Origin of the sequence: Rhodopila sp., from assembly GCF_965276935.1 — a bacterium.
In the GTDB taxonomy this organism is placed as follows: Bacteria; Pseudomonadota; Alphaproteobacteria; order Acetobacterales; family Acetobacteraceae; genus Rhodopila.
In genome coordinates, this window is record NZ_CBDIBS010000004.1 from 1 (window position 1) to 25,185 (window position 25,185).

A 25,185-nucleotide genomic window follows, 5' to 3' on the forward strand; every position below is an offset into this window, starting at 1 on the left:
CTTGCCGAAATAGGTCTTGCCGCCGGTGGCATAGACCAGCGCGCTGATCTCGCCGCGCCGGACGATCGAGCCGGAGAACACTGCCTCGCCCGGCTGCTTGGAGGCCGGCAAGGACTCGCCCGTCAGAGCGGACTGGTCGACTGAAAGTTCGTCGCCGTCCAGCAATCGTGCATCCGCCGGCACGATGTCGCCGAGGCGCAGGCGGATGACGTCGCCGGGCACCAGGTCCTTGGCTGGTGGCGTCACCCATTTGCCGTCGCGCTTGACCCGGGCCTTGATCGCCAGCTTGGCCTTCAGCGCCTCAATAGCGTTGCCGGCCTGCCGCTCCTCCCAGAAGCCGATGGTGGCGTTGGCGATGAGCAGCAACGCCCGAGAGCACCACAGCCACTTCAATCATCCAGGGGATCGGCCCCCAGAAATACTTCAGGAACTTCAGCAGCGCGTTGGTTTTCTTTTCTTCAATTTCGTTCGGCCCGTATTTTCCCAGCCGCTTCGTCGCCTCGGTCTGGCTCAGCCCATCCGGTGACGCGTCTAAGCGCTTCTCGACTTCGGGCAAGGGCAACGACTTCAGATCGTCTTTGGCGTCCGAAGGTGAAGCCGGCTTTGCATCCGGCGATTTGGCGTGGGCGGCATTGGGCTTCGCCATGACGGCTGTTCCTCTCGGTTCTCTGTGGTCATGCGTGCCGGGTAGGACGCCGGGCCGGGCCCAGCTAACAGGCCGGTCCCAGGACAAGCCCGGACGATAGGCAACACGCGGTCAGCATGGGGAGGGTCGGAAACTACGCAGGCGCGAAAAGCGCCTCCGGCACGCACCGGAGCACGGCGTCGAAATCCACCGCCAGCAGGCTCGCGCCGCCGATCAGCACGCCGCCCACGTCGGGAAGCCCGAGGACCTCGTCGGCATTGTCCGCGGTGACCGATCCGCCGTAGAGGATGCGAATGCTCGCGCCCGCGGCGCCTGCGAGCGCCACGAGGCAAGTTCGGAGGTGCCGATGCATCTCGGCGATCTGATCGGCGGTGGGTACGTGCCCGCTGCCGATCGCCCACAGTGGTTCGTAGGCGATCGCGGCCGTGCCGGACCGAGCGAGGTCCTGGGGCAGGCTGTCTGCGATCTGGTCGCCGCATACGGCAAGCGCATCGCCGCGCCGACGCTGGACCTCGGACTCGCCGATGCAGACAATGGTGGAAAGACCGGAGCGCCACGCGGCTTTTGCCTTCGCGGCCACCATCGGACCGGTCTCGCCATGATGCAGACGGCGTTCCGAATGGCCGACGATTACCGCAGCCGCACCCGCATCCTTCAGCATGTCGGCGCTCACGTCCCCCGTGAACGCACCGGAGACTTCGGCGTGGCAATCCTCACCGCCGATGGCGATGCGGCCCGCGGCTATCTGCGCCGCTCTGGAGAGCAAGGTCGCCGGAACACAGATCAGCACATCGGCTGCGGGCGGCCTAGCGTGAACGGATGCGGCGATGGCGCCGATCTCATGGAGTTCGGCCGACAACCCATGCATCTTCCAGTTCCCGGCGATCAGGGGCCGCACGGTAGTGCTCATCTTGTGGACACCCTTTCTTGGTTACGGAAGGCCAGCCGCTGTCGGTGGCGCGGCGGCAGTATGCTGCGGGAGCGGTACAGGAGCCGAGGAGGTTGGGCCGGAGATCGCGACCGGCTGTGAGACCGGTGCGATGACGTTGGTCGAGGGCTTTGGCGTCAGCAGCCCGCTCAACACCATCCAGACAGCGACACCCCACCAGATCATCGTGACCGGCAACCAGTTTGGCGTCGCCGCCACTGGCTTCGCGCCTTCCGCCCTTGCCGGGATGTCAGGCCGCGCCTTGCCGGGCAGGAGCTGGACCAGGCGCGCGGCGATGTCGCGGCTGCCGGTGAGCGCGGTCGGCGTGAGAGGCATCTGGGCAATGCTTTGCGAGAGGCCATCGATCGCTGCAGCCCGCGGCAGCCCAGCCCAGCCCGCCGCCTGCGCCCAGGGGTCGTTGCCGAGCCGGGCCAGCACCGAGAGGATCGTGAGCGGCGATCCGTTCAGCTCCGTGCCGACATCGGCATACAGGAACGCATCGAGGCCTGTGTTCTTCAGGGCGAATGCGTCGGGGTATTTGCGTTCACCAGCCATAGCCGGGCCAGTCGTAATGGTTGTGCAGCCGCCGTTCGTATTCGTTGTCGATGACTTGCGCCGGGTTCCAGGGCGGGCTGGATTTGACCCGGCCCCGGGCGATGGCGAGCCGGACATGACGGTCGGGCCAGTCCACGCCCTTGACCGCGTAGGGTGAGACCAGCACGTGCTGGCCGAACCACCAGTTCGAGGTATCGACGATGAGGTAGCGGATGCCCCAGCTTGCGCTGTCAACGAGAATGTCTTGGATGTGCCCGATGTCGCCGTCAGTAGCATGGACGTGGTAGCCGGTGACCTCGGCGATGCTGCGCAGGTGGGGGTCGCCCTCATCGGTGTCGGTCCCGCCCCGCTCGGCCTCTTGCACGGCCGCCGTGCCGAAATAGGCGGGCGCCGACAAAGGCGAGGCGATCGCGCCCATTCCGCCGCCATACCCATACATGGAGCCGCCACACATCCCGGCGCCGAACATTCCTCCGCCCCAGAGCGGATCCCAACCATAATAGCCGTAGAGGTCGTTCTGCATCTGTCGCGAGACCGGGCGGTCCTGCAGGATGTCGGGGCTGTCCTCCACCTGGGCCTTCGTCAGCGCAACTGTGAGTTCCCGCGCCCCATACTCGGCGGAGATCACGGCCGACGGGTGAATCAGAACCTTGCGCCCGCTCAGCCAACGTCCGGTGTCGACGACCATCCAGCGCACCTTCCAGGTGCTGTCATCGAACAGGAAGTCGCTGACGGTCCCGAGGCCGCCATCCTTGGCCTGGATCGCGAACCCCTTAAGCGATGTTACGGCGTTTAGCATGGTGCGCTCCCTTCGCCTGCGTCCATACTCGACGATCCCAGCGGCGGTGAGACGCGTGGCGCCAGAGCTTCGGCACAGGACGGCATGTTGGCTGGCCGGGCCGGGGAACACAGGCTCGGAAACTACTCACGCGATGCAGGCGTCGCGGCGGGCGACTCAGGCGATCAAGTCGCGCGTATGCCCGGCGATGGTGGCCTGCTCGTCCGTCGGGATGACGTGGACCTCGACGCGGCTGCCCGGCGTGCTGATCCGGCCCGCACCGCCCGTATTGGCGGCCGCGTCCAACTCGACACCTAACCAATGCAGCCGCTCGCACACCAAGGCGCGGCACTCAGCCGCGTGTTCACCGATCCCGCCCGTGAAGACAAAGCCGTCCAGGCCACCCAGCGCCGCTGCCATCGCGGCCGTCTCCTGCCCGACGCGGAACGCGAACAGCTCCACCGCCTCGCGCGCTCGCGGGTCGGGACTGGCCAACAGCGTCCGCATGTCGCTCGACACCCCGGACACGCCGAGCAGGCCTGAGCGTTCGTACAGCACGTGCTCCACCTCGTGCGCCGAAAGCCCCTTCTGCTGCAGCATGTAGAGCACCACCCCAGCGTCCAGGGTGCCGCAACGCGTGCCCATCACCAGCCCGTCTAGCGCTGTGAAGCCCATCGTGGTGTCCTGGCTGCGGCCGTCTTGCATGGCGCACAGGCTGGCGCCGTTGCCCAGGTGAGCCACGACCACCCGCCCGGCGGCCAAACCCGGCGCTTGCTGCCGCAGGGTGCGCGCGATGTATTCGTAGGACAGGCCGTGAAAACCGTAGCGGCGAACCCCTTCGGCCTCATACTCGCGCGGCAACGCAAAGCGCGTGGCGACTGCCGGCATGGTACTGTGGAAGGCGGTGTCGAAACACGCGACCTGGGGTAGGCCAGGCCGCAGCGCCATCAGCGCGCGGACTGGCGCCAGGCTGTGCGGCTGGTGTAAGGGCGCTAAAGACGTCAGTGCGTCCAGTTGTTGGAGAATTTCACCCGTCAGCCGCACTGGGACGGTGAACCGGCGGCCGCCATGCACCACGCGGTGCCCCACCGCGGCGAGGGTATCCGGTTGCACGTGGTGTTCCGCCCAGGCCAGCAAGGCACCCAGCATGGCGTCAAATGCCGCGTCCTTCCCCTGCCAATGCTTGTCTGCCAGCGTCGAGCCAGCCGCATCCTTGGCGGTGAAATGCGGGTCACCGCCGACGCCCTCGATGCCGCCTTTCGACATCAGGCGGAGCTTCGAGTCATCGCCGACCTCGAACAGCCCGAACTTGATGCTGCTCGACCCGGCGTTGAGCGCGAGGATGGCAGCCGACATCACAAATTGCCGGACGCGGGGACCGGTTGGCTTAACACCCGCGCCGGGGCCGCGCGGCGAACCAGCCGTTTTCGGCCACCACCATCACCCCTCCTGTAACCGCGTCGTTGCCCGCAACCACGACAACCGTGGCCCCCATCGGCCCCCCCGTCAACTCCACCATCGCGATACCGTCGGGCGCAAGCTCCTCCAATTGCATCCGGTCCGCCACTGCGGGCGCACCGCTGCGCCTCCAGGATTGGCGCGGAACGGGAGGTGGCACAGCGCGAGGCCGGCGCGATCGGGTGACAAGCTGTGCCGGGCTGATCAGCCAGCGGCCGTTTTCCGGCTGATCCGGCCGGGCCGTGAAAAAGGCGCTGCTGTCGAACCGCGGCCAACAGAGCCAATCGACCGACCTGTCACGCCGAGTCTGCTCATTGAGCTTGCTCAACCTACGGCAACCAGGATGGCGAACACCGCGTAGCCCACGATCAGCACCGCCCCCTCCCATCGCGTCAGCACCGCTCGGCGCAGGAACAGGGCCGCGGCGAGCAGAGTGCCGCCCAGCAGCCACCACAGCACCATCCGTCCGGCCCCGGACAACGGCGCCGCGGTCACGAACAGCGTGGGCAGGTAGGCGCCCGCGATCAGGTTCAGGCTGTTGCTGTTGAAGGTTTCGCTGACCACCGCCGCCCCGCGCCCCTGCACCGCCAGCCGGATGGCGGCGACGGCGTTCGGGATGCCCGTGAGCGTCGCTAGCACCAGGGTGCCCAGCACCGCATCCGGCACGGCAAGGTCGGCGCCTAGCACGGTCGCCGCTCTCACGATGCCGATGCTACTGACCACGACCATGCCGAGCAGCGGCACGACCGCCAGCTTGTCCGCCCAGGATGGCGGGGTCGGGAACCGCTCGCCGCCACTATCGACCTCCGCGTCGCGCACGGCCTCCTGCAGCCAGCGCAGCATCGGGCCGGGCAGCAGCGGCGAACGAAGCTGCCGCGGCTTCAGCGCCGACACCGCGACGTACGGCAGCATGACCGCAGCGATCAACGCGCCACCGACCAGCGGCGAGCCGTCCGTCAGAAGCTGCCAGGCCAGCACGCCCGTGATGGACACCGCCACGCCGGCGTTCAGCAGCAGCGTTTCACGCCCGCAGGCAAGCCGCCCGGCCACTACCGCGCCCAAGCCAAAAAGCGCGGCCAAGTTAAAAAGGTTGGAGCCGAAGATCACGCCCCGGCCTAGGTCGTGCTGCCCGCCCACGAGCGCCGTCACGGCGGTCGCGATCTCCGGCGAGTCGGCGCCTAGCGCGGTGACCAGACCCAGCAGGCCTTCCGACAGGCCCAGATACGTTCCGACCTGGTCCAGCCGGTGCGACAGTACGGCGCTGGAAATAGTGCCAAGAACGAGGCACCCGAGGAACAGGATTACGGCCGAGCCGATTGACACTATGCTCACCTCCGCCTGCCGTTGCTGCATCGCCGCATCGTTTTCACCTCCAACCGTATCAGCCCTATGTGACCGGGTAGGCAGTGACGAACCCGCATGCGACCTGCATGGCGAACCATAACTCCAGCACGTCGGCATTCAGAGCGGCGCCGAGCAAGCGGTAGAAGTTTGCGAACGCCATGAAGCCGTACATCCGACCTGCCAAGAGGCTAGCGACTGCGTGTCGGCCTCAAACAATAGCTATTCCGCGCAGATTTCGCCGAGCATACAGCCGCTGCCGCAGTACAGCGTCCCGTTGGCAACCATGACCGGGAACGACTTCTGGCTCCTGCCCGGCATTGTCTGCCCGCGGCCTACCGCGGCACGGGCCAGGATGTCCTGCGCAAGGCGGCCGCAGCGGCGAAGCGAGCGTACCATCTCCAGGATGGCGCGTAGTTTGGGATGAAGTAGCCCAGAACTCGCCCGGATGCCGTCCGACGACCACCGCCGACGCGCTGATCGGCTGTGCCAGCGCTATCGTCGCGCGGTGGGCGTTCCGCTGCCAAATGTGCGACGGGATGTCCCAACGCGCGGAGCCGAAAGCTTAAAGCGCGCGCTGATTATTCTGAAGCGAGGCTGTTCTAAGCGATTCTACGAAGGGCGCAGACCACTTAAGCTATTGTAAGAACTCTGGAAAATCTGGAGCGGGCGAAGGGATTCGAACCCTCGACCCCAACCTTGGCAAGACCCCGTTCGTCGCGTCCGAGCCGTCTCTTTAATGGCGGCAGCTTGGCCTTCCGGCAATATCGAAGGTATGCAGGGTGCCAGATCGGTGGGAAGCTAACCCGCCCATCAAAGCCTCGTGATGGTATTCCTGTTGGTATCTGCGATGACCGAAGGCATCGAAAATGACGCTTTATCAATGGGCTAGCCAACGATCTGGACTCCGCCCCTGGAAGATAGACATAGGCCATCGCGACCTCCTCCGGCGAACCGGCGCGGGGGACCGGCAGCTTTGCGACGAAGGATTGTTGCATTGCCGCCGGCATCGTCTGCTTCACGTGCTCGGTCAGGATGAGGCCCGGGCACACGGCGTTGACCCGCACGGGAGCGAGATCGACCGCGAGGCCACGCGTCAGATGCTCCATCGCTCCAGCCACGGCGGTCACCAGCGGCGCGTTTTTCATCGGCCGATGGCCGAGCATGCCGCTCGTCAGCGTGATCGAGCCATCCTGGGCGATCGTACGGCAACTGTGCTTGGCCGCCGCAAGCGCACCCCAGAAGCGCACCGTCAGGCCGTCCCGCGCCTGCGTGAGGTCGATGTCGGCGGTGGCGGCGAACATCTCGCCGCCCCAGTCACCCGCGGTCATCGCCAGGTGATCGAAAGGACCGAGGTCCTGGAAGAAGGCCGCGACCCCGGCCTCATCGCGAAGGTCGACGACGCGACCCGTTGAACCGCTCAGGCGTTCGATGGCAGCATCGACGGTGGCTGCGCGGCTCGAAGCAATCACGACGTCGGCGCCCGCCTCGCGCGCCAGTTCGGCCACGGCGAAGCCGATGCCCGAGCCGCCGCCGATGACCACCACGCGTTTTCCGCCAAGCGACAAGGATGCATCAGTCATTCTCTTTCTCCTTCAGAGCCACGGTCGCGTTCCGCGCATGGGCGTCGCATTGTCATTGGGTGTAGTAGCCAGGCTGATCGATGTCGGTCAGCAGGTCGGGGCCAGTCGGCTCCCAGCCGAGCTGCGATCGCGTGCGGGCGCTCGACGCAGGCACGTCGGCGGCCGCAAAGTTGGCGAACCAGTCGAAATGGTCGGGTGCCCGCGATTCAACCGGCAGGCCGAGCCGGCGGCCGATTACTTCGGCGATGTCCTTGACCGGCACGCCTTCGTCGGCGACAGCATGATAGGCGGGCTCGGTGCCGCCCTGCTCGAGCACCAGCCGGTAGAGGCGTCCGGCGTCCAGCCGGTGCACGCCGGGCCAGCGGTTCAGGCCCTCGCCGACATAGGCCGACACGCCCTTCTCGCGCGCCAGGCCGATCAGGATCGCCATGAAGCCGTGGTCGCCGAGGCCGTGGACCGAGGGCGACAAGCGAATCGTCGTGGCACGCACGCCCCGCTCCGCCAGCGCTCTCGCCGCCGCTTCGGACTTGCGAGGGAAGGACGGAATGACTGGCGCCACGTCCGCTTCGGTCGCCATTCTGCCGGGCGCGACCAGCGCGACGCCTCCGGTCACGAGGAGCGGTCGGTCCGATCCCTCCAGTGCGCTTCCCAGCGTCTCGATGGCGCGCCGGTCCTGCTCGGCATTCTCGACAAACCGAGAGAAATCGTGGTTGAACGCGAGATGGATCACCGCGTCCGCCGCCGAAGCAGCGCTGTGCAACGCATCAAGGTCGTCGAGCGTGCCGCGGATGACCACCGCCCCGGTCGCGGCGAGGGCGGCAGCCTTTTCATCGGACCGCGCGAGGCCCACCACCTGGTGGCCGGCATCGAGCAGTTCCTTGACTACGACGGAGCCGACCCATCCGGTGGCACCGGTTACGAATATCCGCATGTGCTTATTCTCCAGGTTTCCTGTCCGACTATTGTTGGCAGGTTTTCATGCTATTAAAGTAGGGAGATTATCCCGGTATAATCGCTAACAGGGTGTGCAGTCATGTCCAACAGCAGTTCGCTCGGCGCCTACCTCAAGAACCGACGCACGAAGCTTGATGCGGCGTCGTTCGGCGTCTCCGGCGGGCGGCGACGAACCTCTGGATTGCGTCGCGAGGAGGTGGCGCAGCGCGCCAACATCAGCCCGACCTGGTACACTTGGCTGGAGCAGGGTCGCGGCGGAAGCCCGTCAGCGGACGTGCTCGACCGCATCGCGCGGGCGCTGACCTTGACCGAGGTCGAGCGCGAACACCTCTTTCTGCTCGGTCTCGGCCGCCCGCCGAAAGCCCATTACCGCGGCAGCGACGTGATCACGCCGCGGCTGCAGCGCCTGCTCGACACGCTGACCTACAGTCCTGCCATCGTCCGGACGGCAACGTGGGACGTCGTCGCCTGGAACCATGCGGCCGCTTGCGTCCTCACCGACTACAGCTCTTTGCCGCCGGATCAGCGCAACATCCTGCGCATGCTCTTCTGCGATCCCCGCGTCCGCGCCGTGCAGTCTGAATGGGATGCTGTGGCCCGCTTCGTGGTGGGGGTGTTTCGGATCGATGCCGCCCGCGCGGGCGCCGAAGCCGAGGTTGCGCCGCTGGTCGACGAATTGTGCCGGTCGAGCCCCGAGTTCGCGTCCATGTGGCGCGACAACGACGTGCAAACGCACGGAGACGGCCTCAAGCACCTGCACCATCCCAAACTGGGTGTTATCGCCTTGGAATACTCCGCCTTCGCAGTCGACGCTCGGCCAGACCTCAGCTTGATCGTTTACAATCCCGCTACATCGGCCGACCAGAAGCTTATCGAGTCCCTGCTTGAAGGCAGGCCGGCTCTGGCCGCGGAGTGAGTTCAGGTTGTCCTCCGCTTTAAACTCTGTAAGTTTTGCCGGTCGGCTAAGCGCCTGCGGCGGTCACAGGAGTGCCACCTCAGGATTACTTGCACGCGGAAGTGGCTTCAGGGTGACGAAGTTCCGGGCGTGCCCAGCAGCGGCCCGCCTGCGTTGATTGCGACATGGTAACGCTAGCCATTGGCAGACTGATGCGGCGCCAGTGTCCCGAACAGCGAATGCAGCTTTATCGGCAGTCAAGTATATAATGGATATTAAACTTCAGTGGGCCGTATAAGGCCCTGCAACTTCTTTGCATGAAGCTGCGTGGCCGCGACAATGGCACTTGCGATTGCTGGCGGCGAAAAGCGCCTGCTTGCAGCAGGTGAGCGCACAAACAAGTCGGGATACAAGCCGGACCCCAAACCCGCTCCATCTGAATGGAAGGCGAGTTTGGGACCGATTCGGGGATCAATCGCGCAACAGCATCATGCGGCCTACCGACTTGCCAGGACAAACGCTCTCGCGGTCCCGGCCAGCGTCCACGTGGCTACACGATTGAACATACGCCTCACGTCCAAGGCTTACGCGCTCTTGGCCACGGCCTTCTCGGCTTGCTCTGCCATATGGCTCAAGTATTCGTCCGCCTTGTAGATGTCCTTGACGATCGACTTCAGCTTTGTCTCATCATCCTTCTGACCTAAAGCAGCGGCATAGGCAGCAGCCGTACCGAAGCCGGCCAGGCCATAGTGCGACATCCGCTGATACTGAGCCATGATGACGAGGTCGCGCAGTGAGCCCTCAACATCGTCCTCGCTCGTATGCTTCTTCGCCTCGGCGACGATCCCTTCCATGCCCTTGCAATGTTCCGTCGCGACCTTGCCTCCCTGGCTTTCAAGCACGGACTTGAGCGTCGCCGTATGCTTGGCGATCCCTGTCTCCGACTGTGCCAGCAAGTCCTTCAGCTTTTTGTTGGAAGCCTTTTCGCTCAGGGTTTTCATGACGCGCTGCATCTGGTCGTTCGCCGACCACAGATCTGCCATCTCGTCGATGTAGATCTCCTTCAGGCTTTCGGATGAAGACATAAGACACCTCGAATGATTTTTAGCCGCTCGGACAATCCGAACTCGGAGATCAACTCGCCTGGGCTGCTTTGGTTCAGTCGATGAATGTGAATACCGCGTATGGCAGGGAACTGGCGTTCGCCGCATCTACGCACTTGTCGCTCTGGTTAGGCCACCAGTCGAACATCAGCCCCCTCAACCAGATAGGCCATGCCCGCGCTAGGCCAGGACGGCCTGCGCCTCGATCTCCACCTTCAGCTCCGGCAGGACCAACGCGGAGACCTCGACTAGGCTCGAGGCCGGCCGGTGCGGGCCAAAGTAGCGCTGGCGAATAGGGTTGATCCGGGTGCGGTCCGCGATGTTGGTAAGGTAGACGGTCACCTTCACCACATGCTCCGCGCCCGCGCCGGCCGCCTTCAGACAGGCATCCATGTTGGCGATGGCGATCTCGAACTGCTCGACGACATCTGCCGGGATGCTGCCATTCGCGGTGATGCCGACGGTGCCGGAGACCCAGATCAGGTTGCCAGCCTTGGTGGCATGGCAATAGTGGCTGACCGGCTCGGGCTGGCCGTCCAGCATCAGGCGCTCGATTGCCGGCATGGTTCGCTCTCCCTTACATCAGCCAGCGCGCCGCGGCGGCGTAGCCGGCCCGTTGGATCGGCGGGACGGCATGGCTGGCGGTCTCATCCCCGATCATCGCGGCGACGACGTCGCGTCGATCCGCCTTCATCGCCGAGTCGATCAGGATCTGGCGGAACAGGTCGCGTTGGGCATTGCTGCCGCCGAGCAGGCGGATCTGGTCCAGGCGCGGCGCCAGCAGTGCCACGACCTGAGGATGCTGTCCGCGCCGGTGCGCCAACCCGGCCTGGCAGACCGGCAGGACAACGTCCTTGATCACCGCCGCGTCCCAAAGGGCGTGATTATCCGCCTGCTCGCGCAATGCCGCCAGGAACCGCGCCGCCGCGTCGTCCCGCCCAGTCGCCGCCAGAGCCAGCATCAGGTGCGGCGGCAGCAGCAGATAGGCGCTGTCGCCAATGCGGGCTTCGGCCTTGTCGGCCAGTTCGTCCCATCGAGCGCCGACATCCAGGCCAAGCTGCTCCAGTCGCCACAGCAGCGCCGTTGCGTTCTGCAGATCGTTGAACTGGGCCGGCGTTGCCAGCGTCAGCGGCGCGTTCAGGTTGCGGATATTGGCATCGTAGCTGGCGAGCACGGCGTCCCGCTCACCGAGATCAAGCTGCATCAGCGCGCGGTGCCACCACAAATGATGCACAAGATTGTTGCCGATCGGCCAGTAGCCGGTCTGTCGATCGAGCCAATCGTTGCCTTCACGCGGCCGGTTCTCCATCTCCAGGATGTGCGCCTTGACATGGTGGGCGAAGAAGTTCGTCGGGTCGCAGTCATAGGCATAGTCGATCGCGCGCTCCGCGCCGGCGGTGTCGCCGGCTTCCTCATGCGCAAAGGCCCAGACGGACTGGAAACAGTCGTATCCGGGCCGTCCGGGCGACCAGGCCGGGGCAAGGCGGTCCGCCTGTTCCAGCACCGCCTGTGTCTCGCCAAAGCGGAAATGCGTGGTGTCGCTGATCCGTACCGCCAGCAGATCGGTCGGGTCGGCATCGAGAAGCTCTCGCCAGATGGCAAACGCCTTACCGATCGCACCGCGCCGCCAGGCGGATAGCGCCGCGACATGGCGCTGTTCACGCTTGGTGGCGACGGCGGCACCGGCCTCGGCGGCGGCCAGGCTGGCGGCAATGGCTGACCGATGCGCCGGGTTGGCACCCGCCAGCATCAGGTAGCCCCTGATGCAGTGCCCCATGACGAAACCTGGATCGGCGGCGACAGCGTCGTTCACTAGGTTCATCGTGTCGACATGGTATTTGAGATAGTGCTCCACCGCGCGATCGAACAGCGCCGCGGCCGCCGCGCTGTCGGTCGAGAGCTCCAGACCACGTGCATCGCGGTGCATCGATATCCCCCCATCTGGCCCGCCGTCGAAGCCTGACGATGACGCATCCGCATGGCTCGCGCAACGTGCTCTCGGTCGAGGTCCCGCGTGCGCCTCGGCGCGTATTGGCAGCATAGGGCGTCATCAGGCAGGCACCTTCGCGCGGGCAGGATGATGCACACGCCCGCCGCATTCAACGAAAAGCCTTGGCATGGGTTCATGCAGCGGCATCCGAGACCGCGGGTCGGCATGTCCGCCATCTGTCGCTTGCTGGTCGGCCTCAAGCGGTGGTCGCATCGCGCCGATCCACGGTCGGCGCTTTCCGAGCCCTTAGCCTTTCCGGCGCGTGGCATGGGGATCGAGCCAGCCCATCGTGGCAGTTGGCTCGGTGTCCGTCGTCGGCAGATAGGGCTTGATGTCCAGCAGCGTCGTGCCGTCCAGACAGTCCAGGTAGCGCACTGCCAGCACGCCCAGGGCCTGAAAGCCCTCGAATGCGACCACCGATAGGCCGATCGGGTTCGGCCGCCATGGCGCACGCGTCGCGAATACGCCGCGTGGCGTGGGGTCGAACGGCGGGATAAACACCATCTCGGCCGACTTCGCCTGATCCAGCCAGTACAGCAGGATCAGGTGGGAGAACCCCTCAAGGCTTCGCAACCCGTCCTGGAAGGCCGGCAGCACATGCGCGGTGCATATCGGTGCGGGGTCAGGTTGGCGGCCGTTCCGAGGACAGTCGGCCACCGCGCGCCATGGTGTGTGCAGCGTGCCGATCGGGGTCAGCGTCAGGCCGCGTGTCTCTATCAAGGGGCTCTCTTTTCGCATCGGACGGTGCGACCCATCATGTCGGGCAAGTGCCTGTGCGTCCATCGCCGCAGGCCATGAACAGCGCTCCGGCATCTGTGCTTCAGGTTCCTGCCACCCGCTTCCCTTGACACCCAGCCGAGGCTGACCCTTCATCGCCGCAACATGAGTAGCGGGGAAGCGATGACCCAGAAGACCAAGCTGCGCGGCGGGTTTCACGACGCCATTGCCGATATCCCGGACGGCGCGACGATCGGCTTTGGCGGTTTCGCCATGCCCGGCACTCCGTTCAACCTGATCAAGGCGCTGCTGGACCAGGGTGCTCGGCGCCTGACACTGGTGGCCAACACCACCGGCGGCGCGCAGCAACCACGGATGCCCGATATCGGCATACTGGTGGAGAACGGGCAGGTCGCCAAGGTCATCTGCGCCTTCACCGCCGCCACCCGCCCGACCGACGTGCTGCCGTTCACGAAGTATTACGAATCCGGGGAGGTCGAGGCCGAACTGGTGCCGCAAGGCACACTGGCTGAACGGCTGCGTGCCGCCGGGGCCGGCATTCCGGCCTTCTACACGCCGACGGCGGTCGGCACCGAACTGGCCGAGGGCCGCGAAACCCGCGTCATCGACGGCCGCGCCTATCTGCTGGAATACGCCCTGAAGCTGGACTACGCCTTCGTCCGCGCCCGCACCGCCGATGCCGCCGGCAACCTGCGCTTCCACCGGTCGCAGCGCAATTTCAACCCGGTGATGGCCACCGCCGCGCGTGTCACCATCGCCGAGATCGAGGAGCCCGTCCTGCCCCTCGACGGCATCGACCCAGATGATGTGCACACCCCCGGCATCTACGTGCACCGCCTGGTGCAGGTGCCACCCGAGCCAGAAGGCATCTGGCCCATGAAGCGACAGGCCAGATAGTTGGAGAGCCAGACATGAGCGAGACGAAAGGCCTCACCCGCCAGCAGATGGCCGATCGCGTGGCGCGTGCTTTCCAGGACGGCTGGATCGTCAACCTGGGGGTCGGCATTCCGACGATGTGCTCGAACACCGACATCGGCGATCGCGACATCACCTATCACTCCGAGAACGGCGTGATCGGCTACGGCCCGGCCGCACCGGCCGGGCAGGAGGACCTGAACCTGGTCAACGCCGGCGGCCAAAATGTGACCTTGCGGCCTGGCGCGGCGGTGGTCCATCACGCCGACAGCTTCGGCGTGATCCGCGGCGGCCATATCGATGCAACGGTGATGGGCGCCTATCAGGTGTCGATGACCGGGGACTTCGCCAACTGGAAGCTGAAGGGCCAGAAAGGCGGTGGGATTGGCGGGGCGATGGACCTGGCCGCCTGCGCCAGGCGGGTGTTCATCATCCTGGAGCATGTCACCCGCACCGGCGCCTCCCGCTTGGTAGAGGCCTGCGACCTGCCGGTGACGGCGCGCGGCGTGGTGACACTGGTGGCGACGAACTATGGGCTGTTCGAGCCGACCGGCACCGGCTTCCTGCTGCGGGAAATCGCGCCCGGCTTCTCGGTGGAGGAGATACGCGCGGTGACCGGTGGGACATTGACGGTGGCGGACGGGCTGCGGGAGATCGACACCACTGGTTGAAGGACATGGCAAGGTCATCCATTCCGATCGCGTTCGCCTCGTGCGTGATGCTTTCAGCGGAGTCGAGGCGATCCATGCTTGCTTCACAGGCCATGCCTACGACCTGCACCGTCACGACGAATGGCTGGCTGGGGTCACTGATCACGGCGTGCAAGACTTCCACTGTCGCGGCGTGCGCCAGCGGAGCACAGCCGATCGGGTCATCCTGATCGAGCCGCAGCAGGCGCATGACGGGCGGGCCGGCAGCCCCGGCGGTTTTTCGTATCGCATGCTGTATCTACCGTGTGCCTGGGTGAAAGCCGGACTCGCGGATACGCAGGCAGGCGATACGGGGTTTCCGGAAACCCTTGTGGATGATCCACTGCTCGCTCACGCGGTCCGGCGCGCTTGCGCCATCCTGGGGCGTCCGCCGGATGGCCGCGTGGCGGATGGCTTGCCGGCTGCGTGCCTGCCGAATGATCAGGTGTCGCGTGTTGCCTTGACAAGCATTCGCCCGGTGAACCGCCTGCTGATTGACGCCGCCCTCGATGCGGTCATGCGTCTGTTGCGTCCGCACCTTGAACGTCCCGCGCGGCGTATCGCTGATGGACCTTGCCGCACGCACGATCGGATCGTGGCGCGGCGCGCCCGCGAACGGCTGCACGACACGCTCGCGGACGCTGTCGGCGCCGACGCGCTTGCCCGTGCGGCTGGCGCGGCGGATCGGTTCCAGCTCGCCCGCGCCTTCCGGGCCGCCTACGGCACCTCCCCGCACGCCTACCTCGTGCAGCAGCGCCTGCTGTCGGCTCGCCGCCTGCTCGCGGGTGGGGAGCCACCGGCCGGCGTCGCCGCAGCATGCGGTTTCGCCGACCAGAGCCATTTCGGCCGCTGGTTCCGCCGGGCCTACGGCGTGACACCCGCGGCCTACCGAACCTGCTGCACAAGCGTTCCAGACCGCGCCGCGGCAATCGGCTGAAATTGCCGCCGCGCAACCGCGGAGCGGACCGAACAATGATTTTCGACACGAAAGTCGCCATCCTCGTGCTGGAGGAACTGGCGGTCTGGCAGAAGTTGAACGTGACGGCCTTTCTTGCCACCGGCATCGCCGCCGCGGCACCCGAAGCCTTGGGCGAGCCCTATCAGGATGCCGCCGGCCGTAGCCACGCCAGGCTGCTGGGCCAGCCGATGCTGGTGTTCGCGGCCAGGCCGGAGGGGCTGCTGCGCGCCTGGCGCGTCGGGATTGAGCGGGCGCTGAGCAGCGCCGTCTATGTCCGGGCGATGTTCGCCACCGGCCACGACGCCGCCAACCGAGCCGCCTTCCTCGCCGAACCACCTGACGCGCCGGATCTCGTCGGCCTCGCCCTGCGCGGCCCGAAGAAGGATGTGGACAAGGCAACAAAAGGCTGTTCGCTGCATCCGTAGCAGCAATGGGTCTGGCCAAGACCCGTTCCGCTGGAAGCGCCATGCAGGTTCGCCGCTGGCGGCCCGTCGACGCCGCGGTCGCACTGCCCCGGGAGAGGTTGCGGCATTCAACCGCCGCCGGGGGATGAGCCTTGCCCGCTTCAGATGCCCCCGGATAAGCCTATGATGGATGCATGTCCGATGACACCATCTTCGCCCTTGCTTCCGGGTCCGCCCGTGCCGCCATTGCCGTCATGCGCCTGAGCGGGCCATCCGCCGGTCCCTCCGTCGACGCCTTGTGCGGGGGGACGCTGCCGGTGCCCAGGCACGCCACCCTCCGGCGCTTGCGCAACCAGGCCGGCGCGGTGCTGGACCATGCCTTGGTCCTGTGGTTCCCCGGTCCGGCCTCCTACACCGGCGAGGACTGTGCCGAATTGCACCTGCATGGCGGCCGAGCGGTCATTGACGGAGTGGCGGAGGCGCTGGCGCAAGCCGGGCTGCGGCCGGCCGAACCCGGCGAGTTCACCCGGCGCGCCTTCCTCAACAACCGGATGGACCTGGTGGAAGCCGAGGCGGTGCACGACCTGATCGCGGCGGAGACCGAGGCGCAGCGCCGCCAGGCCTTGCGGCAGATGGAAGGCGCCCTCGGCGCGCTGTATCATGATTGGTCGGATCGGTTGCGCGGCATCCTCGCCTACCAGGAGGCGCTGATCGACTTCCCGGACGAGGACCTGCCGCCGGAGGTGGAGGCGCAGCTTCTGGCGACGCTGCGCGGCGTCCGAGCCGAGATCGGCGCCCATCTGGACGACGCCGGCCGTGGCGAAAGGTTGCGGGAAGGCCTGTTCTTCGCCATTGCCGGCGCGCCCAACGTGGGCAAGTCCACGCTGATCAACGCGCTGGCGGAACGCGACGTGGCGATCGTCTCCGAGATCCCCGGCACCACACGGGACACGCTGGAAACACGGGTGGTCCTGGGCGGCGTGCCGGTGACGCTGGTCGACACCGCCGGGCTGCGCGAGACCACTGATGCGGTCGAGGCCGAGGGGGTCAGGCGCGCCCGCGTCCGCGCACAGGATGCGGACTTGGTGCTCACGGTCATCGAAGCCGGCTCGTCGCCACTCGAAGTCATGCCACCGCATCACCTGCTGATTGCCAACAAGGCCGATCTGGGACTGGCGGGACCCAGCGGCGCGCTGCGCATCAGCGCGAAGACCGGCCTTGGGATGGACCAGCTGCGCGTGCGCCTGAGCGAGGCCGCTCGGACCATGACTGAGTCAAGCGGACCGCCGCCGCTGACCCGGGCCCGCCACCGGTCCGCCTTGCTGGCGGCGGCGGCACATCTGGAGGCGGCGGAAAAGGCTGATCTGCCGGAACTGCGAGGCGAGGACCTGCGGCTGGCGATGCGCGCGCTGGGCCGCATCACCGGCCATGTCGGGGTGGAGGATCTGCTGGATACGATATTTTCCAGATTTTGCATTGGAAAGTAGTAACCAGATCGACGTTCAGGCCGTCGTGCTGCCGGGGCTTGATTGCCATGTCCTGGGCTGGCGGCACCGGGAACCTGCCGGTAGGTCATTCTCCACGCCGGCCTGTGGCGGCAGAGAACCACCCTTGATGACAGGCAGCCTGAAAGAGACCGTGGCTGGTGGGGTTCAATCCGGCGTCATCGAAGGATTGCGGGCGGCTTTCGCGGATCACGGTCAAACCTGGGCGGTCCGCATGGCCGGAGCATTGCGACGCGCTATGCGCTGCGCCGCGCGTTGTGCCAGGCGCGCCTGCTCCTGTTGACGCCGGCGGGTTTTTTCCGCCTGCCGCTCCAGCAGGCGGCGCTGCTGGCGGGACACGGGGGCAGCTTGCGGCACGGGTTCCGGCGCGGCGGCAAACGCGGCAATTGCTGGCTGCGCGGCGGCACGGGCGAAGCTCATCAGGTCGGCGGTCCCGAGGCTGGCGGGAAGCTCATCGTCCGGCAGGTCCCGCAGCGGCTCCGGCACGGCTTCCGCCGCGACAGGCGCCTGCCGTTGCAGCTTGTCCAGCCTGTTCTCGTTCTGTAGTGCCGCGCGGTTCAGCGCGTTGGCGTTGCCCCTCAGCCGCATCACCTGGTTCAATGTCAGATCCGCACTCGCCGCTCGACTGAGCGCATCCAGCGCGCCAAAGCTGAACGCGATAGTCAGGCGGCGAGGCGAAGTTCGCGATTGGTCTCAGCGCCGTAGCTGACAAGCAGCGCCCCAGCGGTTGCACGAGCGGCGGCGAGGTCCGCCACCGTCCCCAGGAAGAGCGGCGCGAGGAAGGCGAGGATCTTGTCCAGGAACACAGCGGTGGTGGTGGTCGGGAAGGACATGATGGGGCGCCCTGGGTTGGAGTGACTTCGTTAGGAATTTCTACCCCGGGTTGCATCACGATACAAGAACAAAATGAGATTTGCGGTGCTATCGGCGGCCGGTCCTTCCCGCACTGCGCCCGCGACGGCGCCCGCGACGGCGCATGACGATCCGCATGGCGCCGCTTTGGGTGGAAAGCCGACAGCACCGAGCGCCACCGGGCTGTCAGCCTTGCCCTCGATCACGGACCGTCCGCCGTCAAATGCGGGACGAGCAGGAGGACTGGCCCGCTATGGCACGAGCGAGCACGTCGCGCAGCAAACGGATTGCCCAGGACCTGCGCAGCCGGGACTTGCGCACATCGTCAGGCGGAGCCGACGCTCGCAACAGAGTCAAGCTGCTTGACCGCATCGTCCGGCAGCGCGCACTCGGTCGCGGCGAGATTCTGCTGCAAGTGCGCGACAGACGAGGTGCCGGGGATCAGCAGGATGTTCGGCGCGCGACGAAGCAGCCAGGCGAGTGCGATCTGCATAGGCGTGGCGCCGAGGCGCGCGGCGACATCGGACAGGGTAGACGACTGCAGCGGGCTGAAGCCACCAAGCGGAAAGAACGGCACATAGGCGATGCCGTCGCGGGCAAGGTCGTCAATCAGGGCATCGTCATTCCGGTGCGCCAGATTGTACTGGTTTTGCACGCAGACGATCTCGCAGATCCGGCGTCCTTGCGCGACCTGCGTCGGGGTAACGTTGCTCAGCCCGATGTGACGCACCAGGCCCTGCCGCTGAAGCTCGGCCAGGACACTCAGCGGCGCCTCGATCGAACCCTCGGCGAGGCCATGCCGGTCGAACATGCAGCGCAGGTTGACCACGTCGAGCACATCCAGGCCCAGGTTGCGCAGATTGTCGTGCACCGCCTGGGTCAGCTCTTCCGGCGAGAACGCCGGGTTCCATGATTTATCCTCGCCGCGCCGGGCACCGATCTTGGTGACGATGACGAGATCGCCGGGATAGGGCGCCAGCGCCTCGCGGATCAGCCGGTTGGTGACGTGCGGGCCGTAGAAGTCGCTGGTGTCGATGTGGTTCACGCCGCTGGCGACCGCTGCGCGCAGCACCGCCAAGGCCGCGTCATGATCCTTGGGCGGACCGAACACGCCGGGCCCCGCGAGTTGCATGGCGCCGTAGCCGAGCCGCTTTACCGTGCGGTCGCCCAGGGTGAAGGTGCCGGATTGGTCGATGATGGACATGAACGATCTCCTTCAAGGCAAAGCCACAGTTAAGCGTTGCCTGCGCCTGCGATAACGGGAAAAGATCCGCACAGGCTGTGCGGAGCGGCGAACAATGAAGGTCGATCTGGGTGATCTGAACGCCTTCGTGGCGGTGGCGCGTGCCAGGGGCTTTCGCGATGGTGCCCGCGCGAGCGGCAGCAGCGCGTCCGGGTTTAGCGATGCGATACGTCGCCTGGAGGCGCAGCTCGGCGTCAGGCTGCTCAACCGGACGACGCGAAGCGTTGCCCCGACTGAGGCGGGCCAGCGCCTGCTCGAGAGGCTCGGCCCGGTATTGACCGAAGTGGAGGCAGCCCTCGACGTGGTGAACGGCTTTCGCGACCGGCCGGCGGGCACGTTACGGCTTAATGTCCCGATCAGCGCGGCGCGGCTGGTGCTGCCCAGCATCGTGCCGCGGTTCCTCGCTGCTTATCCCGAAATCCGGATGGAGGTGATCGCTGACGACACCTTCGTTGATGTGCTCGCGGCCGCATGTGACGCCGGTATCCGCTACGACGAACGGCTGGAACAGGACATGATCGCGGTGCCGATCGGACCGCGTGTCCAACGCTTCGCCGCCGCCGCTTCCTCGGCCTATCTTGAACATCATGGTCGGCCAGAACACCCACGCGAATTGCTGGACCATGCCTGTTTGCGCGGCCGCTTTCCAAGCGGAATGATAACGCAGTGGGAGTTCGAGCGCGACGGTGCGGTGGTGCGGGTGGATCCTGCGGGGCCGCTGCTTGTACGAGTTGGCGCGGCGACCGATCTGGCTGTCGACGCAGCGATCGCCGGGACCGGCATCATTTATCTGTTCGAGGATTGGCTGCGCCCGCATCTTGATAGCGGCGCTCTCGAACCGGTCCTTGAACCATGGTGGCTGCGCTTCTCGGGACCGTTCCTCTACTATCCTGGACGGCGGCTGATGCCTGCGCCTCTGCGGGCGTTCGTCGACTTCATCAAGGCGTCGGCTGATCAACCTTGACGTCCGCCGTCATGCGCCCCGCCCGCCTGCCGCCTGCCGCCTGCCGCCGGGCAATGCAGCTTTGGGTGTTTCGACGGCGCTGTTTAAGCACCTTTACCGTGACTTCCTTAGCGAGACCGGTCCGGGATCGGGCGTTTCTGGTGCGCCAGACGCCTGCGTCCGAGCGCCGGTGAATGCGTCCCGCCATTGTCCAAGCCTGCTGTCCGCATCGTCCCACTCCAGCAAATTCTCTTGTCCCCGATACATCGCGAACGGCCGAAGCTTCTGAACGTAGAAATCCAGCATTGCGTCCGACCGGTGCTGCTCGGCGTGATAGCCGTTCCAGTGCACGACCTGTTCGAGCGGACGGCGATAGCGCTCCGAGACCTGCCTTTCAGGATAGCCGACCGGAATAGTACCGATCGCCTCGAAATCCTCGGGATAGCCAAGGAGACGCTGCAGCTCGCGGTTTGTCGTCTGCTCGCCGCCGCCCGACAGCCAGGCGGAGGTCAGTCCCACCGCGGTGACGCCGAGCTGGATATTCTGGATGGCGGCGCCGATCGAGGCGAGATAGATACGCTCGTTGTTCTCGGCTTATTCCGCCTGCCATGCCGCCGTGGATGCCTGCGGGAAGCAGCGCTTCCACCTTGGGTCGCCGAGGACGATGAAGATCGCCACGGTGTTGGCCAGATAGGTCTTCTTGACCGCTGGAAAGCCCTTCGCATGGTCGACCAGGCGCTGCGACTGGCGCAGGAAAACCTCCAGCACCTGTTGGCGTACTTCTGGGTTGTCGATGATCAACATATCGAAGCATTGGGCGTTGGCTCCGGTGGGCGCCCAGCGCCCGCATTCGGCGACCTGCAACAGGGTTTCCCGCGGCACGCCGCGCCCCTTCTCGAAGCGACGGACACTGCGGCGGCGACGGATCACCTCTAGCAGCTCGTCCGCGTGCAGCGGCAGCGGCACGATCTCGTCCATTGACATTTTCCTTTGCCTGGCAGGATGAACCTAGCTTACCCGGGTCGGGCTTACGACTCCGGGCGAAGCCACACGTGTTGATACCGGTCTCCGGGTGGTGCGATGGAGCACCGGTGGTGGGTTCAAGACCTTTGCCGGTTAGCGTCCGTCGTCCGCCGCATCCGAATCGGCGGCATTCTGACGGTGCTTGCGCGGCGCGCGTGGCGTGCGCATTCTCGGGTCGAGACGGAAATCAAGGGCCGACATCGCGGCTCGTCTTCGTCGGCGCAGGAGGATGCGTGAACCCAATGTCGGAGCAATCGGCCTCGCTGCTGTCGGTACGCGGCGTTACCTTGCGGTTTGGCGGCGTCGTCGCGCTGGACAAGGTCAGCTTCGAAGTCGCGCCTGGTCAGATCGCCGGACTGATCGGGCCCAACGGCGCCGGCAAGACGACCCTGTTCAACTGCCTGAGCCGGCTGTACCAGCCGAACGAGGGCGAAATCCTGTTCGAGGACCGCTCGGTCCTGACAGTGCCCCGGCATCGCATTCCGCTGATCGGCATCGGCCGCACCTTCCAGAACGTCGCCTTGTTCGACCGGCTGACTGTGCTGGAAAACGTCATGGTCGGACGCCACAGCCGCACCAGCTCCGGCTTCGTCACGAACGCGCTGCGCCTGCCGGCGGTGGGACGGGAAGACGCCGCCGCGCGTGACAAGGCGCTGGACCTGATCGGGTTCATGAATTTGCAAGCGTTCACCCACCAAGTCGCCGGCGGGCTGCCGTTCCCGATCCGCAAGCGTGTCGAGTTGGCCCGGGCGCTTGCGGCCGAACCGAAGCTGCTGCTGCTGGACGAGCCTGCCGCCGGCCTAAACCATAACGAGGTTCATATCCTGGAAGGTCAGATCCGCCGGGTCCGCGATGTTCAGAAGGTCACGGTACTGCTGGTCGAGCACCACATGAGCCTGGTCATGTCGGTCTCCGACAAGGTCGTGGTGGTGAATTTCGGCCGCAAGATCGCCGACGGAAAGCCGGAGGAGGTCAGGCAGAACCCGGACGTCATCCGTGCGTATCTGGGCACCGCGGCGTAACGGAATACGGGTGTGATCTTCTGAAGATATTCCTTATCAGAAAGGCTGATCTCCGCGGATCGTGATACGGTGCATGATCCGCGTCTCCGCCGGGTAATCGTTCACCGCGAAGTGCTGCGTGCAGCGGTTGTCCCAGAACGTCAGCGTGCCGGTCTGCCAGCGCAGCCGGCAGGTAAACTCCGGCCGGATCGAATGCTTCATGAAGAAGTCGATCAGCGGCTGGCTCTCCTCCTCGGTCATGCCGTCGAACTGCTGCACGTGGCCGCCGACGTAGATCGCTTTGCGGCCGGTTTCCGGATGGGTGCGGACAAGCGGATGAATGCTGGTGGTCTGCACGTCACCGGGGTCCTTGACCTTCATCTCACTCATTTGTCCCGCGTAGCGCTGGGCACGGGGAAGCCGGCCGGTGGCCTTGAAGTTGTCGCCGACGCAGACAGTATGAAGCTGGCCAGCAAGGTGCTTCATCCCGTCCGACAGGCTTTCATAGGCTAGGTACTGGTTGGTGAACATCGTGTCGCCGCCGGCCGAGGGGACTTCCTTCGCATACAGCATCGTGCCCATGGCCGGGCTTGGCGAGAACATCTGGTCGGTGTGCCAACTGCCGCCGAAATTCTTCTTGTCGGTGGGCCGCTTGATGATCGCCAGGATCTCCGGATAATCCGGCATGCCTTCGACGAAGGGATGCAGATGGATCTCTCCCCAGCGGCGGGCGAAGGCGAGTTGCTGGTCCGGCGTGATGTCCTGGTCGCGGATGGCGATGACGAGATTATCCAGCAGGGCGGCGCGGATCTCGGCCAGCACCGTATCGGACACATCCTGCGACAGATCGACACCGCGAACCTCGGCGCCGAGCGAACCGGCGATCTTCTGGACGTCCAGATGACGATACTGGGTGTTGCGTGGCGCGTTCATGAGCAAGGCCCTCCTTCCCTGCCGGGATGATGACTCCAAAGTCGACCGGTGGAAAGAGGCAACGCCCAAGCCCAATCATCACGCCGAAGCAGCGTGCTTTCCCTCGATCAGTTCCTCGTCTTGTCGACCAGCGCATTCTTGCTGATCCACGGCATCATCGCGCGCAGCTTTTCGCCGACCTGCTCGATCGGGTGTTCCGACAGCCGGCGGCGCGTGGCCTTGAAGCTGGACTGGTTCACCTTGTTCTCCAGCATCCAGTCGCGGGCGAAACGGCCGCTCTGGATGTCGGCCAGCACCCGCTTCATCTCCGCCTTGGTCTCGGCGTTGATGATCCGCGGGCCGGAGACATATTCGCCATATTCCGCCGTGTTGCTGATCGAGTAGTTCATGTTGGCGATGCCGCCCTCATAGATCAGGTCGACGATCAGCTTGACTTCGTGCAGGCATTCGAAGTAGGCCATTTCGGGAGCGTAACCGGCCTCCACCAGCGTTTCATAGCCGCCCTTGATCAGTTCCACCAGGCCGCCGCACAGCACCACCTGTTCACCAAACAGATCGGTCTCGCATTCCTCCTTGAACGTCGTTTCAATGATGCCGGCGCGGCCGCCGCCGATCGCGGAAGCGTATGACAGCGCCACTTCCAGTGCGTTGCCGGACGGATTCTGCGCCACCGCCACCAGGCATGGCACGCCGCCGCCGCGCTGATATTCGCTGCGCACGGTGTGGCCGGGTCCCTTCGGGGCGATCATGAACACGTCAATGTCCGGCCGCGGGTCCAGCAGGTTGAAGTGAACGTTCAGCCCATGCGCGAAGGCCAGTGCGGCGCCGGACTTCATGTTCGGGCCAAGCTTCTCGCGGTACAAATCGCCCTGGCCCTCGTCGGGTGTCAGCACCATGATCACGTCGGCCCACTTGGCGCACTCGGTCGGGTCCATCACCTTCAGGCCGGCGCTTTCAGCCTTCGCCACGCCGGCGGAGCTCGATCGCAGCCCGACGGCGAGGTTCTTAACGCCGCTGTCCTTCAGGTTGAGGGCATGGGCGTGGCCCTGGCTGCCGTAGCCGATGATGGCGACGTTCTTGCCCTTGATCAGGTTCACGTCGGCATCGCGATCATAGTAGACGCGCATGATTGTTCTTTCCTCTGCCTTGTTCAGATGACCCTGGAGCCGCGGGCGAGCGCGGCGATGCCGCTGCGGGACACCTCGGCCAGGCCAAGATCGCGCATCAGCTCGATGAAGGCGTCGATCTTCTCGACCGCGCCCGTCAACTCGAAGACAAAGCTGCCGAGCGTGGTGTCGACGACGTGGGCGCGGAACGTGTCGGCGATGCGCATCGCCTCCACCCGCTGCTCGCCCAGGCCGATGACTTTCACCAATGCCATTTCGCGGGCAACATGCGGGCCGTCCATCGTCAGGTCGGCGACCCGGTGCACCGGCACGAGGCGATCGAGCTGCGCCTTGATCTGCTCGATCACCATACTGGTACCGGAGGTAACGATGTTGATCCGGCTGCGCGCGCCGGCGGCATCGACCGGCGCCACCGTCAGGCTGTCAATGTTGTAGCCGCGACCAGAGAACAGGCCGATGACCCGCGCGAGCACACCCGATTCGTTGTCCACCAGCACCGAGATCGTCGCGCTGCGCTGTGTCGTGTCACCAGGGCTGGGCATCTCATCAACCAGAACAGAAGAACGGGGCCGCGCGCGGGTGATGGCCCGCCTCGACACGGCACGCAAGGTGAAACCGCCGGA

Annotated in this window: 27 protein-coding genes and 1 pseudogene; 8 read left to right on the forward strand and 20 right to left on the reverse strand. The window is 65.7% G+C overall.

Going from position 1 to position 25,185, the window contains the following annotated elements:
- The 9 genes from ACQY4S_RS16345 to ACQY4S_RS16385 form a co-directional block, all read right to left on the reverse strand.
- Positions 1-366 (reverse strand): HAD-IC family P-type ATPase (locus ACQY4S_RS16345; protein WP_428486297.1); only part of this gene is annotated, 366 nt, incomplete at its 3' end.
- Positions 302-646, reverse strand: a complete 345-nt coding sequence (locus tag ACQY4S_RS16350) for a cation-transporting P-type ATPase (RefSeq protein WP_428486298.1) — start codon at positions 644-646, stop codon at positions 302-304. The genes ACQY4S_RS16350 and ACQY4S_RS16345, both read right to left, overlap by 65 nt.
- A 133-nt stretch (positions 647-779) precedes the next feature.
- Positions 780-1,556: a triose-phosphate isomerase gene (gene tpiA, locus ACQY4S_RS16355; RefSeq protein WP_428486299.1), complete on the reverse strand. Its 777-nt coding sequence runs from the start codon at positions 1,554-1,556 to the stop codon at positions 780-782.
- Between the two features lie 21 nt (positions 1,557-1,577).
- Complete coding sequence (locus tag ACQY4S_RS16360; RefSeq protein WP_428486300.1) at positions 1,578-2,129, reverse strand: hypothetical protein; 552 nt, start codon at positions 2,127-2,129, stop codon at positions 1,578-1,580.
- Complete coding sequence (locus ACQY4S_RS16365; RefSeq protein WP_428486301.1) at positions 2,119-2,928, reverse strand: PRC-barrel domain-containing protein; 810 nt, start codon at positions 2,926-2,928, stop codon at positions 2,119-2,121. Before ACQY4S_RS16365 ends, ACQY4S_RS16360 begins: the two co-directional genes overlap by 11 nt.
- Before the next feature lie 156 nt (positions 2,929-3,084).
- Positions 3,085-4,263 carry an acetate/propionate family kinase gene (locus tag ACQY4S_RS16370; RefSeq protein ID WP_428486302.1) on the reverse strand — a complete coding sequence of 393 codons (1,179 nt, stop codon included), beginning with the start codon at positions 4,261-4,263 and terminating at the stop codon, positions 3,085-3,087.
- 426 nt (positions 4,264-4,689) lie between these two features.
- Entirely contained in the window at positions 4,690-5,688 is a 999-nt protein-coding gene (locus ACQY4S_RS16375) for a sodium:calcium antiporter (RefSeq protein ID WP_428486303.1), read from the reverse strand.
- A gap of 650 nt (positions 5,689-6,338) precedes the next feature.
- Positions 6,339-7,274, reverse strand: coding sequence for an SDR family oxidoreductase (locus ACQY4S_RS16380; protein ID WP_428486304.1), 936 nt, complete (start codon positions 7,272-7,274; stop codon positions 6,339-6,341).
- A 67-nt stretch (positions 7,275-7,341) separates the two neighbouring features.
- Positions 7,342-8,220, reverse strand: a complete 879-nt coding sequence (locus ACQY4S_RS16385) for an SDR family oxidoreductase (protein ID WP_428486305.1) — start codon at positions 8,218-8,220, stop codon at positions 7,342-7,344.
- 102 nt (positions 8,221-8,322) lie between these two features.
- Here ACQY4S_RS16385 and ACQY4S_RS16390 point away from each other — a divergent pair, with 102 nt between their 5' ends.
- Positions 8,323-9,159, forward strand: coding sequence for a helix-turn-helix transcriptional regulator (locus ACQY4S_RS16390; protein WP_428486306.1), 837 nt, complete (start codon positions 8,323-8,325; stop codon positions 9,157-9,159).
- A gap of 563 nt (positions 9,160-9,722) precedes the next feature.
- On the opposite strand, the gene ACQY4S_RS16395 is transcribed toward ACQY4S_RS16390, so the two are convergent.
- The 4 genes from ACQY4S_RS16395 to tsaA all read right to left on the reverse strand — a co-directional run bounded on the left by ACQY4S_RS16395 (position 9,723) and on the right by tsaA (position 12,951).
- Positions 9,723-10,223: a ferritin-like domain-containing protein gene (locus ACQY4S_RS16395; RefSeq protein ID WP_428486307.1), complete on the reverse strand. Its 501-nt coding sequence runs from the start codon at positions 10,221-10,223 to the stop codon at positions 9,723-9,725.
- Between the two features lie 198 nt (positions 10,224-10,421).
- Positions 10,422-10,805 carry a RidA family protein gene (locus ACQY4S_RS16400; protein WP_428486308.1) on the reverse strand — a complete coding sequence of 128 codons (384 nt, stop codon included), beginning with the start codon at positions 10,803-10,805 and terminating at the stop codon, positions 10,422-10,424.
- 13 nt (positions 10,806-10,818) lie between these two features.
- On the reverse strand, positions 10,819-12,168 hold the full coding sequence (locus tag ACQY4S_RS16405; protein WP_428486309.1) for a hypothetical protein: 1,350 nt from the start codon (positions 12,166-12,168) through the stop codon (positions 10,819-10,821).
- A 309-nt stretch (positions 12,169-12,477) separates the two neighbouring features.
- Positions 12,478-12,951, reverse strand: coding sequence for a tRNA (N6-threonylcarbamoyladenosine(37)-N6)-methyltransferase TrmO (gene tsaA, locus ACQY4S_RS16410; RefSeq protein WP_428486310.1), 474 nt, complete (start codon positions 12,949-12,951; stop codon positions 12,478-12,480).
- 180 nt (positions 12,952-13,131) lie between these two features.
- Here tsaA and ACQY4S_RS16415 point away from each other — a divergent pair, with 180 nt between their 5' ends.
- The 5 genes from ACQY4S_RS16415 to mnmE all read left to right on the forward strand — a co-directional run bounded on the left by ACQY4S_RS16415 (position 13,132) and on the right by mnmE (position 17,422).
- Positions 13,132-13,866, forward strand: coding sequence for a CoA transferase subunit A (locus tag ACQY4S_RS16415; protein ID WP_428486311.1), 735 nt, complete (start codon positions 13,132-13,134; stop codon positions 13,864-13,866).
- 14 nt (positions 13,867-13,880) lie between these two features.
- Positions 13,881-14,555, forward strand: a complete 675-nt coding sequence (locus tag ACQY4S_RS16420; protein WP_428486312.1) for a 3-oxoacid CoA-transferase subunit B — start codon at positions 13,881-13,883, stop codon at positions 14,553-14,555.
- A 40-nt stretch (positions 14,556-14,595) separates the two neighbouring features.
- Positions 14,596-15,510: an AraC family transcriptional regulator gene (locus ACQY4S_RS16425; protein WP_428486313.1), complete on the forward strand. Its 915-nt coding sequence runs from the start codon at positions 14,596-14,598 to the stop codon at positions 15,508-15,510.
- A 35-nt stretch (positions 15,511-15,545) separates the two neighbouring features.
- Complete coding sequence (locus ACQY4S_RS16430; protein WP_428486314.1) at positions 15,546-15,956, forward strand: DUF2000 family protein; 411 nt, start codon at positions 15,546-15,548, stop codon at positions 15,954-15,956.
- A gap of 173 nt (positions 15,957-16,129) precedes the next feature.
- The gene (gene mnmE / locus ACQY4S_RS16435) at positions 16,130-17,422 is read left to right on the forward strand and encodes a tRNA uridine-5-carboxymethylaminomethyl(34) synthesis GTPase MnmE (RefSeq protein WP_428486315.1); all 1,293 of its coding nucleotides are present in this window, start codon (positions 16,130-16,132) and stop codon (positions 17,420-17,422) included.
- A 213-nt stretch (positions 17,423-17,635) separates the two neighbouring features.
- Here mnmE and ACQY4S_RS16440 read toward each other — a convergent pair whose 3' ends face one another.
- The 3 genes from ACQY4S_RS16440 to ACQY4S_RS16450 all read right to left on the reverse strand — a co-directional run bounded on the left by ACQY4S_RS16440 (position 17,636) and on the right by ACQY4S_RS16450 (position 19,496).
- Positions 17,636-18,040, reverse strand: a complete 405-nt coding sequence (locus ACQY4S_RS16440) for a hypothetical protein (protein WP_428486316.1) — start codon at positions 18,038-18,040, stop codon at positions 17,636-17,638.
- 62 nt (positions 18,041-18,102) lie between these two features.
- A complete protein-coding gene (locus ACQY4S_RS16445; RefSeq protein ID WP_428486317.1) occupies positions 18,103-18,273 on the reverse strand; it encodes a hypothetical protein in 171 nt (56 codons plus the stop codon).
- Positions 18,274-18,617: 344 nt separating this feature from the next.
- A complete protein-coding gene (locus ACQY4S_RS16450) occupies positions 18,618-19,496 on the reverse strand; it encodes an aldo/keto reductase family oxidoreductase (protein WP_428486318.1) in 879 nt (292 codons plus the stop codon).
- 94 nt (positions 19,497-19,590) lie between these two features.
- On the opposite strand from ACQY4S_RS16450, the gene ACQY4S_RS16455 reads away from it, so the two are divergent.
- Positions 19,591-20,499, forward strand: a complete 909-nt coding sequence (locus tag ACQY4S_RS16455) for a LysR substrate-binding domain-containing protein (protein WP_428486319.1) — start codon at positions 19,591-19,593, stop codon at positions 20,497-20,499.
- A gap of 93 nt (positions 20,500-20,592) precedes the next feature.
- On the opposite strand, the pseudogene ACQY4S_RS16460 reads toward ACQY4S_RS16455, so the two are convergent.
- A pseudogene (locus ACQY4S_RS16460) lies at positions 20,593-21,462 on the reverse strand (nitroreductase family protein).
- A 281-nt stretch (positions 21,463-21,743) separates the two neighbouring features.
- Between ACQY4S_RS16460 and ACQY4S_RS16465 the strand changes: the two are divergent.
- Positions 21,744-22,523, forward strand: a complete 780-nt coding sequence (locus ACQY4S_RS16465) for an ABC transporter ATP-binding protein (RefSeq protein WP_428486320.1) — start codon at positions 21,744-21,746, stop codon at positions 22,521-22,523.
- 36 nt (positions 22,524-22,559) lie between these two features.
- Here the strand turns inward: ACQY4S_RS16465 and ACQY4S_RS16470 are convergent, their stop codons facing one another.
- From ACQY4S_RS16470 to ilvN, 3 genes are all read right to left on the reverse strand, one after another.
- Positions 22,560-23,435 carry a TauD/TfdA dioxygenase family protein gene (locus tag ACQY4S_RS16470; protein WP_428486321.1) on the reverse strand — a complete coding sequence of 292 codons (876 nt, stop codon included), beginning with the start codon at positions 23,433-23,435 and terminating at the stop codon, positions 22,560-22,562.
- A 107-nt stretch (positions 23,436-23,542) separates the two neighbouring features.
- Positions 23,543-24,562 (reverse strand): ketol-acid reductoisomerase, encoded by a 1,020-nt coding sequence (gene ilvC / locus ACQY4S_RS16475; protein ID WP_428486322.1) that lies wholly within the window; start codon positions 24,560-24,562, stop codon positions 23,543-23,545.
- Positions 24,563-24,585: 23 nt separating this feature from the next.
- A complete protein-coding gene (gene ilvN / locus ACQY4S_RS16480) occupies positions 24,586-25,104 on the reverse strand; it encodes an acetolactate synthase small subunit (protein WP_428486323.1) in 519 nt (172 codons plus the stop codon).
- Between the last annotated feature and the right edge of the window lie 81 nt (positions 25,105-25,185).

What these genes read in the sequence shown, in the direction of transcription:
- ACQY4S_RS16350 (WP_428486298.1), bottom strand. Translation starts at nt 646, where the DNA reads ATGGCGAAGCCCAATGCCGCCCACGCCAAATCGCCGGATGCAAAGCCG.
- tpiA (WP_428486299.1), bottom strand. Translation starts at nt 1,556, where the DNA reads ATGAGCACTACCGTGCGGCCCCTGATCGCCGGGAACTGGAAGATGCAT.
- ACQY4S_RS16360 (WP_428486300.1), bottom strand. Translation starts at nt 2,129, where the DNA reads ATGGCTGGTGAACGCAAATACCCCGACGCATTCGCCCTGAAGAACACA.
- ACQY4S_RS16365 (WP_428486301.1), bottom strand. Translation starts at nt 2,928, where the DNA reads ATGCTAAACGCCGTAACATCGCTTAAGGGGTTCGCGATCCAGGCCAAG.
- ACQY4S_RS16370 (WP_428486302.1), bottom strand. Translation starts at nt 4,263, where the DNA reads ATGTCGGCTGCCATCCTCGCGCTCAACGCCGGGTCGAGCAGCATCAAG.
- ACQY4S_RS16385 (WP_428486305.1), bottom strand. Translation starts at nt 8,220, where the DNA reads ATGCGGATATTCGTAACCGGTGCCACCGGATGGGTCGGCTCCGTCGTA.
- ACQY4S_RS16390 (WP_428486306.1), top strand. Translation starts at nt 8,323, where the DNA reads ATGTCCAACAGCAGTTCGCTCGGCGCCTACCTCAAGAACCGACGCACG.
- ACQY4S_RS16395 (WP_428486307.1), bottom strand. Translation starts at nt 10,223, where the DNA reads ATGTCTTCATCCGAAAGCCTGAAGGAGATCTACATCGACGAGATGGCA.
- ACQY4S_RS16400 (WP_428486308.1), bottom strand. Translation starts at nt 10,805, where the DNA reads ATGCCGGCAATCGAGCGCCTGATGCTGGACGGCCAGCCCGAGCCGGTC.
- ACQY4S_RS16405 (WP_428486309.1), bottom strand. Translation starts at nt 12,168, where the DNA reads ATGCACCGCGATGCACGTGGTCTGGAGCTCTCGACCGACAGCGCGGCG.
- ACQY4S_RS16415 (WP_428486311.1), top strand. Translation starts at nt 13,132, where the DNA reads ATGACCCAGAAGACCAAGCTGCGCGGCGGGTTTCACGACGCCATTGCC.
- ACQY4S_RS16420 (WP_428486312.1), top strand. Translation starts at nt 13,881, where the DNA reads ATGAGCGAGACGAAAGGCCTCACCCGCCAGCAGATGGCCGATCGCGTG.
- ACQY4S_RS16430 (WP_428486314.1), top strand. Translation starts at nt 15,546, where the DNA reads ATGATTTTCGACACGAAAGTCGCCATCCTCGTGCTGGAGGAACTGGCG.
- mnmE (WP_428486315.1), top strand. Translation starts at nt 16,130, where the DNA reads ATGTCCGATGACACCATCTTCGCCCTTGCTTCCGGGTCCGCCCGTGCC.
- ACQY4S_RS16445 (WP_428486317.1), bottom strand. Translation starts at nt 18,273, where the DNA reads ATGTCCTTCCCGACCACCACCACCGCTGTGTTCCTGGACAAGATCCTC.
- ACQY4S_RS16450 (WP_428486318.1), bottom strand. Translation starts at nt 19,496, where the DNA reads ATGTCCATCATCGACCAATCCGGCACCTTCACCCTGGGCGACCGCACG.
- ACQY4S_RS16455 (WP_428486319.1), top strand. Translation starts at nt 19,591, where the DNA reads ATGAAGGTCGATCTGGGTGATCTGAACGCCTTCGTGGCGGTGGCGCGT.
- ACQY4S_RS16465 (WP_428486320.1), top strand. Translation starts at nt 21,744, where the DNA reads ATGTCGGAGCAATCGGCCTCGCTGCTGTCGGTACGCGGCGTTACCTTG.
- ACQY4S_RS16470 (WP_428486321.1), bottom strand. Translation starts at nt 23,435, where the DNA reads ATGAACGCGCCACGCAACACCCAGTATCGTCATCTGGACGTCCAGAAG.
- ilvC (WP_428486322.1), bottom strand. Translation starts at nt 24,562, where the DNA reads ATGCGCGTCTACTATGATCGCGATGCCGACGTGAACCTGATCAAGGGC.
- ilvN (WP_428486323.1), bottom strand. Translation starts at nt 25,104, where the DNA reads ATGCCCAGCCCTGGTGACACGACACAGCGCAGCGCGACGATCTCGGTG.